We start from the raw sequence: 14,462 nt of genomic DNA, 5'->3' as shown, positions 1-14,462 counted from the left end.
GTCCGCGCGCGGCCGGCCCCATGATGGCTCCAACCCAGTCTGGCCGGAGCCATCCCATGTCCCTATTCAGCAATCCGTTCGACGCCGATAGCCGTCTTGCCTGCGGTTGCGGCCGCCACGCCTCGAAAGCCGAGCACGAGCGCGCCAGCCAATCCGCCGCGGACAACGCCGTCGAGCAGGCGGTGATGCGCGCCCTCTTCCCGCAAGACGCGCTGCGCCGCCGCTTCCTGCGCGCGGTGGGCAGCGGCACCGCCATGGCCGCCATCGCGTCGATCTTCCCGCTGGCCGCCGCGCGCGACGCCTTCGCGCAATCCGCCGGCCCGCTGGAAAAGCAGAAACTGAAGGTCGGCTTCATTCCCATCACCTGCGCCACGCCCATCATCATGGCGCACCCCATGGGCTTCTACGCCAAGCAGGGGCTGGACGTGGAAGTGGTGAAGACGGCCGGCTGGGCGCTGATCCGCGACAAGGCCATGTCGGGCGAGTTCGACGCCGCGCACATGCTGTCGCCGATGCCGCTGGCGATCTCGATGGGCGTGGGCGCCAGCCGCGCCGTGCCGTGGACGATGCCCGCCGTGGAGAACATCAACGGCCAGGCCATCACCCTGTCCATGAAGCACAAGGACCGGCGCGACCCGAAGGACTGGAAAGGCTTCAAGTTCGCGGTGCCGTTCGACTATTCCATGCACAACTACCTGTTGCGCTACTACCTGGCCGAACACGGGCTCGACCCCGATACCGACGTGCAGATCCGTTCCGTGCCGCCACCTGAAATGGTGGCCAACCTGCGCGCCGACAACATCGACGGCTTCCTGGCTCCCGACCCGGTGAACCAGCGTGCGGTCTACGACGGCGTGGGTTTCATCCACACGCTGTCCAAGGCGATCTGGGACGGCCACCCCTGCTGCGCGTTCTCGGCCAGCAAGGAATTCGTAACGACGATGCCCAACACCTACCAGGCGCTGTTGAAGGCCATCATCGAAGCCACGGCCTACGCCCGCGCGCCCGAACACCGCAAGGAAATCGCCGCCGCCATCGCCGTGCCCAACTACCTGAACCAGCCGGTCACGGTAGTGGAACAGGTGTTGACGGGCACCTATGCCGATGGGCTGGGCAAGGTGCTCACCGACCCCAACCGCATCGACTTCGACCCCATGCCGTGGCAGTCGTTCGCGGTGTGGATCCTGACGCAGATGAAGCGCTGGGGCCAGGTCAAGGGCGACGTGGATTACCAGAAGGTGGCAAGCGAGGTCTTCCTGGCGACCGATGCGGTGCGCCTGATGCGCGAAGCCGGACTGGCTGCGCCCGCCGAAACTGCCAAGACATTCAGCGTCATGGGCAAGCCGTTCGACCCCAGCCAGCCCGAGGCCTACCTGGCCAGCTTCAAGATCCGGAGGACCTGATGCGGTCCGTGCAACATTGGCGGGCCGCATTCCTGTCCATCGCGCTGTTCCTGGCCTTCCTGCTGCTGTGGCACGTCGCCACCCGCCCCGACACGGGCGGCGCGACGGTGGACCCGGCCTATGCCGCGCTGGTCGGCAAAGCCGCGGCCAGCGGATCGAAGACGCCGTTCCCCGGGCCGGCTGACGTGGGCGCGCAACTGTGGCGCCACCTGCAAGACCCGTTCTACGACCGCGGCCCCAACGACAAGGGCATCGGCGTGCAGCTGGCCTATTCGGTGGCGCGCGTGCTGACGGGCTTCGGGCTGGCGGCGCTGGTAGCGATACCGCTGGGCTTTCTGATCGGCATGTCGAAGACCGTCTACCGCGCCTTCGATCCCTTCATCCAGGTGCTGAAACCGATCTCGCCGCTGGCGTGGATGCCGCTTGCGCTCTACACCATCAAGGACGCCGACACGTCCGCCATCTTCGTCATCTTCATCTGCTCGCTGTGGCCGATGCTGGTGAATACCGCCTTTGGCGTGGGCGCCGTGCGGCAGGACTGGCTGAACGTGGCGCGCACGCTGGAAGTGTCGCGCCTGCGCACCGCGCTGCAGGTGGTCCTGCCTGCGGCCGCACCCACCATCATGACGGGCATGCGGATATCGGTAGGCATCGCCTGGCTGGTGATCGTGGCGGCGGAAATGCTGATTGGCGGCACCGGCATCGGCTACTTTGTCTGGAACGAATGGAACAACCTGTCCATCGCAAACATCATCTGCGCGATTCTCTTCATCGGCCTGATCGGCATGCTGCTGGACACGCTGCTGGCGCGCGCCGCGCGGCTGGTCAGCTACCGGGAATGACGCCATGAGCCAATCTTTCCTGCAGATAGAAGGCCTGGGCAAGCGGTACCCGGGCCGCAACGGGCAGCCCCAGCCGCCCGTCTTCGAGAACATCGGCTTCACCATCGAACAGGGCCAGTTCGCGTGCGTGATCGGCCATTCGGGCTGCGGCAAGACGACCATCCTGAACGTGCTGGCCGGCATCGACGACACCCATGAGGGCGTCGTCATCATGGACGGCCGCCAGATCGCGGGGCCGTCGCTGGAACGCGGCGTGGTGTTCCAGGCGCACGCGCTGCTGCCATGGCTGACCGCGCTGCAGAACGTCGAATTCGGCGTGCGCTCTCGCTGGCCGTCGTACCGCCGCGAACAGGTTCGCGCGCACAGCCTGCGCTATCTGGACATGGTCGGCCTGGCCCAGGCGGCCGACAAGAAGCCCTGCGAGCTGTCGGGCGGGATGAAGCAACGCGTGGGCATTGCCCGCGCATTCGCGATCCAGCCCAAGATGCTGCTGCTGGACGAGCCTTTCGGCGCGCTGGACGCGCTGACCCGCGGCACCATCCAGGACGAACTGCGCGCCATCGTCCAGGAAACGCGCCAGACCGTGTTCATGATCACGCATGATGTGGACGAAGCGATCCTGCTGTCGGACCGCATCCTGCTGATGAGCGCGGGCCCCTATGCCCGCATCGCCGAGTCCGTCAGCGTGGACCTGCCGCGAGAGCGGACCCGGGCCAGCCTGCACCACGAACCCCGCTACTACGACATCCGCAACCATCTCGTCGACTTCCTGGTCGACAAGGCATCCCACAAGGAGTGAACCCCATCATGATGTCCCGCGCTGAAGTCACCGAACTGATCGTCACCCGCAAACTGGAAAAGAAGCTGGGGTGGGCCGCCATCGCCGAAGCCGTCGGCCAAAGCAAGGAATGGACCACGGCCGCGCTGCTGGGCCAGATGACGTTGACCGAGGAACAGGCCCTGGCCGCCGCGCGCGTGCTGGACCTGCCCGACGACGCTGTCGTGCAGCTGCAGGTGGTCCCGTACAAGGGATCGCTGCCCACGTCCGTGCCCACGGACCCGCTGATCTACCGCTTCTATGAATTGATCAACGTGTACGGCACCACGTTCAAGGCGCTGATCAACGAGGAATTCGGCGACGGCATCATGAGCGCCATCGACTTCAAGATGGACTTGTCGCGCGAAGCCGACCCCAAGGGCGACCGCGTGCAGATCGTGATGAGCGGCAAGTTCCTGCCCTACAAGACGTATTGACGGCGAAGGCCCCGTCCGGGAACGGGGCCTGTCCGCCTAGTCTTCCACGGCCAGCTCTTCCCATGCCAGCTCGCGCGTGCGCTCCAGCGTGGCCGTGACCTGGGCCGCGGCCTCGCGCACCGCTTCGGGCAGGTCCTGCCCCGTCAGCAGCTTGGCCGTCAGGCTGGCCATGAACACGTCGCCCGTGCCGTGCACCGACGGCGGAATGGCGATTTCGGGATGCGTGACGACGCTGGCCTTGTCCCGCGTCACGACCGCCAGCTGCAACGTGCCGGGGGCGGCCGCCATCGGGGCGGCGCTGGTCACGACGATCCATTCGGGGCCCTGCGCGATGAGTTCGCGCGCCGCCGCCACCACGTCGTCGATGGACGCCAGGGGACGGCCGACCAGCAGTTCCAGTTCAAAGTGGTTCGGCGTCATGCCGTCGGCCAGCGGCACCAGCAGGCCGCGGTACTGCGCGACCAGCCCGGCGTCTACGTACAGGCCGTCGTTGCGGTCGCCCATCACCGGGTCGATATGCACGCGCAGGTCCGGGCGCGCGGCGCGCAACGCCGGCAGCCAGCGCGCCAGCAGGTCTGCCTGCCCCGGCTGGCCCAGGTAGCCGCAGACGACCGCGCGGGCCACCTTGGTCACCCCGCGCTCGTCCAGCCCCTTCAACAGGCCTTCGAACCAATCCAGCGGCACCGCGCCGCCGTGCAGCGTCGGGTAGTGCGGCGTATTGCTCAGGATGACGGTGGGCACCGCGATGGCGCGCAGGCCCGCGCGGCGGAAGACCGGCATGGCGGCGTTGTTGCCGACATAGCCGTAGACAACTTGGGACTGGATCGAAACGATGTCCACCTGCGCGGTGTAGGCGGGCAACGCTGCGCCCGGCGCGGGGGCAGCGGAGATTGCGGTCATACGGCGGGCTCCTGACAGGAACGGGTTGCGCTCCGGCGCAGCGCCGGAGCTGCACCATTCTAGTCCCGCGTGCCGTCGCCCCCCGCCGCGACCAGCCACCCGGCGCCGTCCTGCACCGCGCCGTCGATCCCGGCCAGGTGAGGCGCGTAGGGATACGCCACCGACGACACGATCTGGCATTGCGCCAAATGCGGATGCGCGGCGTTAAGCAGGTACTGGATGCCGCCCGCAGCGGACGGCACCCGAAGCAGCAGCGTTTCGCCGCGCGCCAGCCACGCATTGCCGACCGCGCGCGTCGCCGGCTGGTCGGTTTCCCAATGCAGGGGCGGGACCGCGTCGCTGACGGCGTGGTCCGGCGCCATCACTCCCAACAGGAAGTAATGGCTGGGCAAGGCCCGGGGGTGCGCCACCTCGGACAGGGCCAGCCGCGCGAACACGGCCGCGGCCGGATTGGCGTCCAGCACCACCACCGGCGCGCCCGCGCCATGCCAGCGCCCCGCCGGCCGGGCCCGAGGCTGCAGGTCCTGGCTGTTGCTCAAGCGCCAAAGCGCAATCATGGGCCGTTTCCTTCATCGATGTTGACGAGCCATTCTTCGATCGCCGCCGCGTGGCGCCCGTGCTGGCATAGCAGCAAAGGCACCCGTCCCAGCAAGCGCCGCTTGGGGCTGCATAGCCACTGGCGCGCTTGCTCGCGGCCGCCGAACACCAGTTCGGCCAGCCACGTCACCCGCAACGCGCGGTACAGCACACGCAGGTCGGATACGTCCAGCCCCGATTCGCGCGAGGTGTCCCTGGCGCGGACCGGCGCCTGCTCGGGCACCAGCGCGAACCATCGCCCCGCCCCGTCGGGATAGGTCTGGCGCAGGGCCTGAAGCAGCGCCCCCGCGCATTGCAGGCTGGCGGGCGGCCCGGCGTCGCCCAGCGCTAGCTTCAACTGCGCATCCAGCACCTGTGCAATGGCGGGTGCCGCGCGCGGCGCCGGCCAGTCACTGGACGCGGGCGACGGCCGGGCTGCTTGCCGCCGGGACGGCCGCGGTTTGCTCGAATGCGGCGTTGAGGGCCGCGCCATCGATGCTGACGGTACCGGCATTCAACAAGCCCTCCATGTAGGCCCGCGCGGCCAGTTCCTGACGTTGCGAGCGCAGAGCCGCGCGCAGCTCGTCCTTCACTTGATCGAATGGTGTGACGCCGGCCGCGCGGAATGCGGACAGCTTCAGGATGTGGAACCCCGCCGCCGACTGCACTGGCGCCGACACCTCGCCTTCCTTCGTCTGCTCGATCACGGGACGCATCTCGGGCATCAGTTGCGCCAGCGGCACGAAACCGATATCGCCGCCTTGCGCACGCGAGGTGTCGTCGCGAGAAAAGTTCTGCGCCAGGGCGGCGAAATCCGCCTTGGGCGCCTGGGCCCGCTTGACCAGGTCTTGGGCCTGCTTGCGCGCCGCGGCCACCGCGTCGGCATCGCCCAGGGCAGCAGGCAGGAAGATCTGGCTGACCCGGTATCGGGCCGGCTCCGCCAGTTGCGGCTTGGCGCGTTCATAGGCGGCCAGCAGATCGGCCTGGGCCGGATAATCGTCCGGCGCCCGGCTGACCGATTCCAGGTAGCTTTGCATCACGATCCTTTCCTGCGCTGCCTGGAACGCCCGCTTGATTTCCGGCTTGTCCTGCCAGCCCTGCGCGCGCGCCTGCTCGATCAAGGCCTTTTCGGCCAGGCGCGCACGCAGCCATTGGTCCAGACCGGCCCGGTTCTCCTTCAGCTGCGCGCGCGCCTGCGGCGGCATCGCTTGCAGCTGGCGCAGCAGTTCATCGCGGTCCACCTGCACGGCGCCCAGCGTCGCGATCGCGGGCGGCCGGCTGGCCGGCATGGCGGCAGGCGCGGCCACGGCGGCGGCCGGCGCGGCGGACGCCACCGTCTTGGCGGGCGCGGCTTCGCTGCTTTGGGCATCCTTGCCGCGCATCAGCGCGACGGCGCCGGCCAACGCAGCGATCACCAGGATCGCCGCGGTCAGGCGCAGCCGGTTGGAAGAGCTCAGGGTCTTGAACATGATGGGAACCTCGGTGGGGCATCAGGACACGCCGGCGACACAAGCCGCCGGCGGTGTCCGGCAGAGACCGCGTTACGCGGCGGCCGTCGTTTCGGCGGTTGCGGGATTGACGGTTTCGGTACTGACGGCTTCGCTGTCGACGGCTTCCGTGTCGACGTTCTGCGGCGCGTCGACGGCAGCGGTCGCCAGGGCGCCAGCAGGCGCGTCCTGAGCCGACGCATTGGCGCGCAGGAACAGCAGGAATTCCTGCAACAGGCGATCCCACAGCTCGGTGGTGGCGCGCAGATACGTCTCCGCCACGCCGCCGGCCACGATCACGTCAAACTCCAGCACCAGGAACACGCCTTGCACCGACAGGCGGGCGAAGCGCTTTTCCACGTTCCAGCGGTCGGCCAGGCCCGCCGGCAATTCGCCCTGCACGCGCAGCGCGCAGCTCAGCGTGTAGTCCAGATAGTGGCCTTCCTGCTGGGCCGGGTTGCCCATGCGTGCGGCAAAGCCCACACCCTGGCTGGCGCTCAGCAACTGGACCATGCCGTTCTGTTCGGACAAGGTCACGCGGTAGCCCACGGATTGCAGCAGCGCCTGCAGGCGTTCGGCGTTCACGTCGAGGATCAGGCTGGTTTCGGTCATTTCGGTATTTCCTGGATAAAGATGAAACGGCAATCAGGGACAGGTTACGGGTGGGACGTTGCAGCCGCTTGACTGCGCGGCGCCTGCGCGTCGTACAGCTTGTCGCCGTACGCCTGCGCCTGCTCTTCGAACTTGACGCGCGCCTTGCCCGCGAAGGGCTGCTTGAGCGCCAGGATGTCGCCGGTGCTGATGCGTTCGTAGGCGTTGAGGATTTCCTTGCCCGCCTCGTACATGTCGCGGTTCCGGGCCACGCAGACCTTGACCTCTTCGTCGCGCTGGGCCAGGTTGCGAGCCAGCGTCTGGCGTTCCGCCTCCTTGGTCCGCGCCAGGGTCAGGAGCTCGTCGTAGGCGCCCTTGAATTTGCCCAACTGGGCATGGCTGGCGGCGACCTGCGCCTGGGCGCTTTCCATCATCGCGCCCTGCTGTTCAGCCAGCTTCTCGGCTTGCCCCCGGCTCTTGGCCAATTGACCCCGCAGCGATTCCAGCTCTTTCTGCGCGGCGTCGCGCTGCGCTTCGGCGGCGGCCTTGGCCGCGTTGACCTGCGCCTGCTCACTTTGCAGTTGCTGCAGCTGCTGGGTCGTGCTGCGCAACTGCGCGCGCAGGCGCTCTTCCATGGTTTCGGCGCGCGCGCCGCCGGCCAGGCTCAACCCGGCCGCGCACAGGGCCAAGGCGGCGGCGAACCGCCGGCCGCGCCCCGCCGCGGGCGAGTGGCGGGATTCATCCCATACGGTGTGCATGTCCATGGCCTCAGAACCTGGCGTTGATTTCGAACTGCATCGTGTCGATGGCCAAGGGCGGACCGTAGATCTCCTTGGTGCTCATCCAGCGGAAGACGCCGTAGACGTTCTTCTCGAAGGCATAGCCCGCGCCGATGTAGTAGCCGCGCGCGTTGGTGCCGCCCTGGTGGAACGACGAATCGTTGAACGCGTCGGGCAGCGCATCCGGCTGGATGTACTTGTAGCCGACGAAGGCCAGCCAATCGCCCTTGTCCTTCAAGTCGTACGACCGGCCCAGCGTGGCTTGCAGCATCCAGGCGTTGGGGCCGCTCTCGATGTCGCCGTTGTCGCCGAAGTTGTTGACGATATGGCCCTGCGAGCGGCTGGCCATCTTGCTCTTGCTGTAGGCCAGGTTGCGGATGAAGTTGCCGTTGACGCGCAGGCCCAGTCCGTCGAACACGCGGGTGTCCCAGCGCAGGTTCAGGTCAAGCAGGTCGAACTTGGACGCCAGGCCCACGTATTGCGGCTGCGGCGTATCGGCCGGGTTCAGCGGATTGGGCGCGATGTTGCGCAACAGGAACAGCGTGTTGCCCTTCTGCATGAAGGCCGGGCGCGACCAGTCGGTGTCGCAGTTCTCGTCGCCCGCCCACGGCGAGCAGGAGCTGGAACGCTTGCCCGCGATGTTGTCGAAGTGGTAGTAGGCCAGCGCGCCGCGCAGGCTGTTCTGGTTGTTGATCTTCCAGTCGGCGCCGACCTGCGCGCCCAGCAGCCACTTGTTCTCGCTGCCGCCTTCGCTCATCGACGACGAGCTCCAGCCGTTGTTCGCGTATTCCGTCGCGAACGCGCCCAGCGTGCCGAACAAGGTGACGTCGCGGCCTTGCAAGGGGTGCTTGAAGATCGCGGCGACACCGTCGAAGTTCAGGTCGTTGGAGAACAGCGTGTCGGTGGACTCGAACGGGTTGGCGATGCGGCCGCCCGTGACGGTGGCCCACTTGGCGGGGCGGTAGGTCAGGTAGGCCTGGTCCAGCCAGATCTCTTTCTTGCCCATGCCGCCGCCCAAGGTCTGGGACGTCGACACCGGACTGTCGTCGCTGCCGGTGGCCAACCGGATGCCGGCCGTCCAGTCTTCCGAAATTTCAGCGCGCACGCCCAGGCGGGCGCGGATGCGCAGCTGGTTGCGGCGGTCTTCGCGCGTGTTCAGCATGGGCGGATAACCGCCGTTGGTGTTGGGGTTGACGTCGTACGGCCCCTTGGCGTTGAGCTTGGCGAAATCGGTGATTTCGTTGCTGTTGCCGCCGTTGTAGAAGCGCGATTCGTCGCGCACCCGCACGTCGCCTTCCACCGTGATGCGCGACACCCAGTCCGGGAAGGTGTTGGGTTGCGCCCAATTCTCTTCCTTGGCCTGCACCATGACTTCGGCCTTGACCTCGTCGCGGATCTGGTCGCGCACGGTCTGCGGGATGTACGGCACGCGCACGTCGCCTGCCTGCACCACGGCAGCGCCGCGGTCAGGCGTGGCCTGGCGCGCGCTCTTGGCTTCGGCTTCGGCCTGCGCGACCAGCGCATCAGCCTGTTCGGGCTTGAGCACGCCTTGCTGCACCAGCAGGCGGATCAGGTTGATGGTGGCGTTCTCGGACGGCGCGGGCGCGCTGTGGGCCGGCAGCGCGACGGCGCCCGCCGCGGCCAGCGCCAGCGATGCCGCCAGCCGGTTTAGTTCGAACTTCATTCTCTAGTCACTCCGGGATCAGGTCTGTTCGGGATTTCAGGAAGGCCGGCGGCCGGTCAGCGACGCGCGGATGGGCATGTTGGCCGAGGCGGGCGGGCGTTCGTCCAGACCCGGCACGGCGCGCAAGGCGGCGACCACGCGCGCGTCGACGTCGGCGTCGCCGCTGCCGCGAGTCAGTTCCACCCGGGTGATCTGGCCTGATGCCGTCAGCCAGATGTTGGCTTGCAGGCGGAAAGTCAGATTGCGGGTGCGCTCGTCTTCGCGCAGGATCTTTTGCAGCGCGTAGGCCAGGTATTGGCTGTAGGTGGCGTTGCCGGCACGGCCACCGCCGCCGCCCGCCATGCCCTTGCCCTGGCCCGCGCCGATGTTGAACGCGTCGCTGCCGGCCTGCGCATCGCCGTCGATCTGCATCGGGTTGGCCAGGTCGTCGGCCGGGCGCGGGGGCGCCTCGTCCTGCGGCTTGGGCGGTTCGGGCGTGGGCTGCGGCTCGGGTTCGGGCGTGGCCACGGGTTCTTCCTTGGGCTGCTCTTGCTCCGGCGGCTTCTCGGGCTCGGGCGGCGGCGGCGGGGGCGGCGGCAACGGGATGATGGCCGTGACCTTGGGCGCATCGCGCCGGACGCCGGACATGTCGTTGGCCCAGCGCCATAGCGCGTAGGCCGCGACCGCCGCGGCCACCGCCACGGCCGCCAGCTTCAGCCAGCGGCGCGCCGGATGCGGGACGCGCGAGGAATCGGATGCGTGTTGCGGCATGACGTTGGTCCCGGCCCCTATTGCGGCTTGCCGGTGACGAGACCGACCTGGGCAAGTTCCAGGCGGCGCAGCAGATCCAGCACTTCCACGACCTTCTGGTACTGCACGGCGGCGTCGCCGCGCACGATCACCGGAAAGTCGGGGTTCAGCGCCTTCTCCGTGCGCAGCCGGTCTTCCAGCTCGGGCAAGGTGACCGGGTACGCGTCCAGGAAAACCTGGCCGGCGTCGTTGACGGAAATCGCCTTGGTCTTGGGCTGCGACAAGGCCATGGTGGAACTGGCCTTGGGCAGGTTGACCTTGATGCCGGCGATCTGCGCGGTGGCGGTCAGGATGAACATGACCAGCACGACCATCAGCACGTCGACCAGCGGCGTGATGTTGATGCCGTCCACGGGCGCGTCGTCGTCATCGTCCTGGGATGCGGATACGGAAGCCATGGATGCTCCTTATGCCTCGGCGGGCGCGGGTTGCGCATCGCGCGCGGCCGGTCGGCTACCCGCCGGCGCACGCGTTGCGGGGTGATGGGCGACTTCCTGCGCCTGCGTTTCGCCGTGCACTTCGGCCAGGCGCGTGACGAATTCGTCGACGAACACGCGCATGTCGGCGCTGACTTCCTTGTTGCGCGACACCAGGCGGTTGTAGCCAAACAGCGCGGGAATGGCGACGAACAGGCCCATCGCGGTGGCCAGCAAGGCCGCGGCCATGCCCGGGGCGATGGCGTTGATATTCACGTCGCCGGCCATGGCCGTGCCCAGGAACACCACCATGATGCCCAGCACCGTGCCCAGAAGGCCGATGTAGGGACCGCCGGCGATGGCGTTGGACAGCGAGCCCAACTTCGAGCCAAGCACCTGGTTTTCCTTGGTGCGCACGGCGTCCATCGACGCGCGGATGGCTTCGATCGTGGCGGCCGAGATCGACGTCGTGTCGGCGCCCTGCGAGCGGCGCGTGCGGATTTCGTTGATGGCCACGCGGTACAGGCGCCACAGCGAGGCATGTTCCAGGCGCTGGGCCAGGCCGACGTCGTCCGCCAGCATCTCCAGGCGCTTGCCGACATTGGCGAACGATTCCCGGAAGGCCTCGTTGGCGCGCGCCAGGCGGGCCACGTGGCGGCTCTTCTTGATCATGATGATCCAGGACTGCACCATCATCAGCACCAGCACGCCGATGATGACCCAGGCGTCGATCGGCACCGCCTTGAGCAGGAAGCCCATGCCGCCGAAGCCGAAGCCCGACTGCTCTTCATCCGCGCCGTAGGCGACCAGGCGCGACTCGGCGCCTTGCGAACTGGCATCGGCGTAAATCAAGGAGGCGGGACGCGCCACCTTGGACAGGCGCACTTCGTCGATGGCGCCCACGAACGGCGCATAGACCGGATGCGGCGCGGGAGCCGGCGCGGCGTCGGCAGGCACCGTGCCGTCCGCAGCGGGCATGGCGGCGGGCGCCACGGGCGCGGCCGGCGCCGGCACGTCGCCACCCAGGGCGGCCGTGGTGCCAAGCGGCGGCAGGCTGGCGGCCAGCGACGCGGTGGCGCGGCCGTTCACGTACAAATGGACCTGGCTGCCATCGGCCGTCACGGCCAGGTGCTGCCAGGCAGCGGGCGTCAGCGGCTGGCCGGGCTGGCTGCGCTGGCCGTTCACTTCCACGAACGGCACGCCCTGGTTGATACCGATCAGCAAAGCGTTGCCGGCATCGCGGCGGGCGTAGACCAGTTGTTCGCCGGCCGGCTGGTCGGCGCGGACCCAGGCGCTGAACGTGAAGGCGCCAGCGGCGGGGATGGCCAGCGACGGGCTGGCGGGCAGCATCAGCGGCGCCGCACCCGTGAACTGCGCGGCGCGACCGATGACGCCGTCCACCGTGGCGCCCGTCGGGGTCTGGCCGTGGTTGCTGTAGGCGGTGGTGTCGCGCGGGGGCGCGCCGGCGGCGCCGTCGAAGTGGTAGACCAGCGTGTAGTTCGGGTCGAACGTCAATTGGCCATTGGCCGAGACGGGCGCTTTCTGGTTGCCGTAGTACATCCAGATGTCCTGGCGCTGGCCGTCGGCCACTTCAGGCACGTCCACCCACACCAACGCCATGCCCAGCAAGGGATCGAAGGCTTCCACCTGGTGGTTCAGCACGGTCTGGTCGTCGGCGCCCACGAAGCGGATGTCGGCGCCCTTCTCGTTGATGCCGTCGAACGTGAAGTTGCCGGTGTGCAGGCGCACCAGCAACGGCGTGCGGCCGGCCGGGCCGCCCAGCGGCATGCCCTGCGCGGTGCTGTCGACAGTGATCTGTTTGCGGTACTGCCAGTCGGGCTGCCACCAGGCGTTGGCGGCGGCCGGCAATAGGCCGGCCAGCACGGTCAGCAGGAGTATCAATAGGCGTTGCATGGTCGGGACTCCGGGATGAATGAGGTAAAACGCGTGCGCTCAGAAGCTGGCGCGTACGCTGAAGTTCAGGCGGGGATCGTGTTTGCGTGTGTTCGGGCCGTCCTTGAGCGGATAGCCCCAGTCCAGCGAGCCGGACAGCCAATCCAGCACTTGCAGGCGCGTGCCCAGGCCGACGCTGGCCAGCGAGAAGCTGGAATCCTGTTCGGGCAGCGGGTCGCGCAGGCGCAAGGTGGCGGCGTCGGCAAATGCGTAGAAGCGCCATTCGTTGACATTCGCGCCCAGCCAGCGGGCCAGCGACGGCGTGCGCCATTCCACCGAACCCAGGACGCCGTCGTCGCCCGTGCGTTCGGCGGCCAGGTAGCCGCGCACGCTGGTCGCGCCGCCGGCCGAGAACTGTTCGTTGGACACCAGGGCGCCCGAGGCCAGCTGGAACGAGCCGCGCAGGCCCAGCTGCCAATCGCCGAACAGGTTCTGCGTATGCGTGCCGTCGCCACGCAGCAAGGCGAAGCTGGGGCTGGCTTGATAGCGTTTGTCGTCGAATTCCTTCCAGTCGCTGCCCTGGTTGAAGAACGAACCGCTGGCGCCCACGATGGACAGCCCCACGCTGCTCTGCGACGACTCGGAATAGCGATAGCCGTTGTAGCCCAGCGTGAACGGCAGGTACTTGATCGGGATCTGGTCTTCGTTGGCGCCGAAACGCGTGGACTCGTCGAACTTCTTGTAATCCAGGCCGACGGACAGCGAATTGCTCCAATCGCCCTGCGGCTCCATCGTGTAGATGGCGGACAAGCCGAAGGAATAACCCTTGCCCAGCACATTGGTGCCGCCGATGGTCGCCACGTTGCTGTCGCTCTTGTAACCCGAGAACTGCAAGCCCCAGCGGCTGGACAGCGGCATGGAATACGACCCCGACCAGACCTTGGCATTGTCGGTTTCCTGCGGCGCGGTGAAGAAGGTCAGGCTGACGGAATGGCCCAGTTGCCACAGGTTGTCGTAGCCCAGGGACGCCGTGCTGCGCAGGCGCGAGGTGTCGGCGCTGTAGTCGTTGTTCAGGCCCATGCTGGCATGCCAGGGGCTCTTGTCCTCGACCTTCAGGTCCACGTCCATCGTGCCCGGCATGCGCCCTTCCTTCACCAGCGGCACGACCTGGCGGCTGGCGCCCTTGTTCAGGCTGGTCAGTTCGGCCTGCGCGCGGTTGAAGTTGGGCACCTGGCCTTCCTGCAGCGCCGGCACCTCGTCGCGGATCGCAAGCGGCGAGTAATGCTGCGCACCCACCACCCGCACCCGTCCCACCTTGGTCTCGGACACTTGCAGGAACACGATGCCGTCGGCGACCTGTTGTTCGGGCAGATCGACGTAGACCGACTGGTAGCCGCGTTCCTGATAGATGGTTTGCAAGGCTTCGCGCGCGGACTCGATGTCGGCCAGCGTGCGGTCCGGCCCCAGGTAGGGGTAGACGGCGCGTTCGATGTCGCGGGCTTCCAGCACGGTGTTGCCGCGCACGATGTACTCGTTGATGTTGACGCGGCGGCCGTCGGATGCGGCTGCGGCGGCGGGTGCGGCTTCGGAAGCGGCCTCGGGAGCCGGCGCCTGCTGCGCCCAGGCCGCGGAGCCGCCCAGGACGCCGGCGGTCAGAACGAATGCTTGCGGCGCGCGGCGCAATATGGCGCGCAACGCGCAGCCCCTACTTTCGAAATCATGCATAGCGATGCACTCAGTTCCTTGTGTGAAATCCGGCCTGGTGCCGGCCGCTGCCGTGCCATGCGCTTCGCGACAATCCCGTTACGGTTTTGGCCCGCTACCTCGCGTCCACAGCTTCTGCTTGTT

15 protein-coding genes are annotated in these 14,462 nt (G+C 67.8%); 4 read left to right on the top strand and 11 right to left on the bottom strand.

Annotated features, from left to right (window positions below; translation table 11 throughout):
• Positions 1-56 precede the first annotated feature (56 nt).
• From A9973_RS05150 to cynS, 4 genes are read left to right on the top strand one after another with little or no spacing between them, the layout of a single operon-like run.
• Positions 57-1,403, top strand: a complete 1,347-nt coding sequence (locus A9973_RS05150; RefSeq protein WP_183012682.1) for a CmpA/NrtA family ABC transporter substrate-binding protein — start codon at positions 57-59, stop codon at positions 1,401-1,403.
• The gene (gene ntrB / locus A9973_RS05145) at positions 1,403-2,245 is read left to right on the top strand and encodes a nitrate ABC transporter permease (protein ID WP_183012681.1); all 843 of its coding nucleotides are present in this window, start codon (positions 1,403-1,405) and stop codon (positions 2,243-2,245) included. The genes A9973_RS05150 and ntrB overlap by 1 nt, the downstream gene beginning before the upstream one ends.
• A gap of 4 nt (positions 2,246-2,249) precedes the next feature.
• Complete coding sequence (locus A9973_RS05140; RefSeq protein WP_183012680.1) at positions 2,250-3,044, top strand: ABC transporter ATP-binding protein; 795 nt, start codon at positions 2,250-2,252, stop codon at positions 3,042-3,044.
• A gap of 11 nt (positions 3,045-3,055) precedes the next feature.
• The gene (cynS, locus tag A9973_RS05135) at positions 3,056-3,499 is read left to right on the top strand and encodes a cyanase (protein ID WP_183013161.1); all 444 of its coding nucleotides are present in this window, start codon (positions 3,056-3,058) and stop codon (positions 3,497-3,499) included.
• A gap of 36 nt (positions 3,500-3,535) precedes the next feature.
• Here cynS and pdxK read toward each other — a convergent pair whose 3' ends face one another.
• The 11 genes from pdxK to A9973_RS05080 all read right to left on the bottom strand — a co-directional run bounded on the left by pdxK (position 3,536) and on the right by A9973_RS05080 (position 14,339).
• Entirely contained in the window at positions 3,536-4,399 is an 864-nt protein-coding gene (gene pdxK / locus A9973_RS05130) for a pyridoxine/pyridoxal/pyridoxamine kinase (protein ID WP_183012679.1), read from the bottom strand.
• A gap of 59 nt (positions 4,400-4,458) precedes the next feature.
• Positions 4,459-4,956 (bottom strand): RES family NAD+ phosphorylase, encoded by a 498-nt coding sequence (locus A9973_RS05125; RefSeq protein WP_183012678.1) that lies wholly within the window; start codon positions 4,954-4,956, stop codon positions 4,459-4,461.
• Entirely contained in the window at positions 4,953-5,333 is a 381-nt protein-coding gene (locus tag A9973_RS05120) for an MbcA/ParS/Xre antitoxin family protein (protein ID WP_255469024.1), read from the bottom strand. The genes A9973_RS05125 and A9973_RS05120 overlap by 4 nt, the downstream gene beginning before the upstream one ends.
• A gap of 52 nt (positions 5,334-5,385) precedes the next feature.
• Positions 5,386-6,444 (bottom strand): peptidylprolyl isomerase, encoded by a 1,059-nt coding sequence (locus tag A9973_RS05115; RefSeq protein ID WP_183012676.1) that lies wholly within the window; start codon positions 6,442-6,444, stop codon positions 5,386-5,388.
• Positions 6,445-6,516: 72 nt separating this feature from the next.
• Entirely contained in the window at positions 6,517-7,074 is a 558-nt protein-coding gene (locus A9973_RS05110) for a YbjN domain-containing protein (RefSeq protein ID WP_255469023.1), read from the bottom strand.
• 44 nt (positions 7,075-7,118) lie between these two features.
• The gene (locus A9973_RS05105) at positions 7,119-7,811 is read right to left on the bottom strand and encodes a DNA repair protein (protein ID WP_255469022.1); all 693 of its coding nucleotides are present in this window, start codon (positions 7,809-7,811) and stop codon (positions 7,119-7,121) included.
• A 10-nt stretch (positions 7,812-7,821) separates the two neighbouring features.
• Entirely contained in the window at positions 7,822-9,516 is a 1,695-nt protein-coding gene (locus A9973_RS05100) for a putative porin (RefSeq protein WP_183012674.1), read from the bottom strand.
• A gap of 36 nt (positions 9,517-9,552) precedes the next feature.
• On the bottom strand, positions 9,553-10,266 hold the full coding sequence (locus A9973_RS05095; RefSeq protein WP_183012673.1) for a TonB C-terminal domain-containing protein: 714 nt from the start codon (positions 10,264-10,266) through the stop codon (positions 9,553-9,555).
• 17 nt (positions 10,267-10,283) lie between these two features.
• On the bottom strand, positions 10,284-10,703 hold the full coding sequence (locus tag A9973_RS05090; RefSeq protein ID WP_006222018.1) for a biopolymer transporter ExbD: 420 nt from the start codon (positions 10,701-10,703) through the stop codon (positions 10,284-10,286).
• A gap of 9 nt (positions 10,704-10,712) precedes the next feature.
• Positions 10,713-12,635: a DUF2341 domain-containing protein gene (locus A9973_RS05085; RefSeq protein ID WP_183012672.1), complete on the bottom strand. Its 1,923-nt coding sequence runs from the start codon at positions 12,633-12,635 to the stop codon at positions 10,713-10,715.
• Positions 12,636-12,674: 39 nt separating this feature from the next.
• Positions 12,675-14,339, bottom strand: a complete 1,665-nt coding sequence (locus tag A9973_RS05080) for a ShlB/FhaC/HecB family hemolysin secretion/activation protein (protein ID WP_183012671.1) — start codon at positions 14,337-14,339, stop codon at positions 12,675-12,677.
• Positions 14,340-14,462 lie beyond the last annotated feature (123 nt).

Source organism: Achromobacter sp. UMC46 (assembly GCF_014170335.1).
Lineage (GTDB): Bacteria > Pseudomonadota > Gammaproteobacteria > Burkholderiales > Burkholderiaceae_B > Achromobacter.
Note: the sequence above shows the minus strand (reverse complement) of the source record. Positions and strands in the feature narration are given on the sequence as shown.

Excerpts from the sequence above, each read along its gene's own strand:
- A9973_RS05150 (WP_183012682.1), top strand. The coding sequence starts at position 57 with ATGTCCCTATTCAGCAATCCGTTCGACGCCGATAGCCGTCTTGCCTGC.
- ntrB (WP_183012681.1), top strand. The coding sequence starts at position 1,403 with ATGCGGTCCGTGCAACATTGGCGGGCCGCATTCCTGTCCATCGCGCTG.
- A9973_RS05140 (WP_183012680.1), top strand. The coding sequence starts at position 2,250 with ATGAGCCAATCTTTCCTGCAGATAGAAGGCCTGGGCAAGCGGTACCCG.
- cynS (WP_183013161.1), top strand. The coding sequence starts at position 3,056 with ATGTCCCGCGCTGAAGTCACCGAACTGATCGTCACCCGCAAACTGGAA.
- pdxK (WP_183012679.1), bottom strand. The coding sequence starts at position 4,399 with ATGACCGCAATCTCCGCTGCCCCCGCGCCGGGCGCAGCGTTGCCCGCC.
- A9973_RS05125 (WP_183012678.1), bottom strand. The coding sequence starts at position 4,956 with ATGATTGCGCTTTGGCGCTTGAGCAACAGCCAGGACCTGCAGCCTCGG.
- A9973_RS05115 (WP_183012676.1), bottom strand. The coding sequence starts at position 6,444 with ATGTTCAAGACCCTGAGCTCTTCCAACCGGCTGCGCCTGACCGCGGCG.
- A9973_RS05110 (WP_255469023.1), bottom strand. The coding sequence starts at position 7,074 with ATGACCGAAACCAGCCTGATCCTCGACGTGAACGCCGAACGCCTGCAG.
- A9973_RS05105 (WP_255469022.1), bottom strand. The coding sequence starts at position 7,811 with ATGCACACCGTATGGGATGAATCCCGCCACTCGCCCGCGGCGGGGCGC.
- A9973_RS05100 (WP_183012674.1), bottom strand. The coding sequence starts at position 9,516 with ATGAAGTTCGAACTAAACCGGCTGGCGGCATCGCTGGCGCTGGCCGCG.
- A9973_RS05095 (WP_183012673.1), bottom strand. The coding sequence starts at position 10,266 with ATGCCGCAACACGCATCCGATTCCTCGCGCGTCCCGCATCCGGCGCGC.
- A9973_RS05090 (WP_006222018.1), bottom strand. The coding sequence starts at position 10,703 with ATGGCTTCCGTATCCGCATCCCAGGACGATGACGACGACGCGCCCGTG.
- A9973_RS05085 (WP_183012672.1), bottom strand. The coding sequence starts at position 12,635 with ATGCAACGCCTATTGATACTCCTGCTGACCGTGCTGGCCGGCCTATTG.
- A9973_RS05080 (WP_183012671.1), bottom strand. The coding sequence starts at position 14,339 with ATGCATGATTTCGAAAGTAGGGGCTGCGCGTTGCGCGCCATATTGCGC.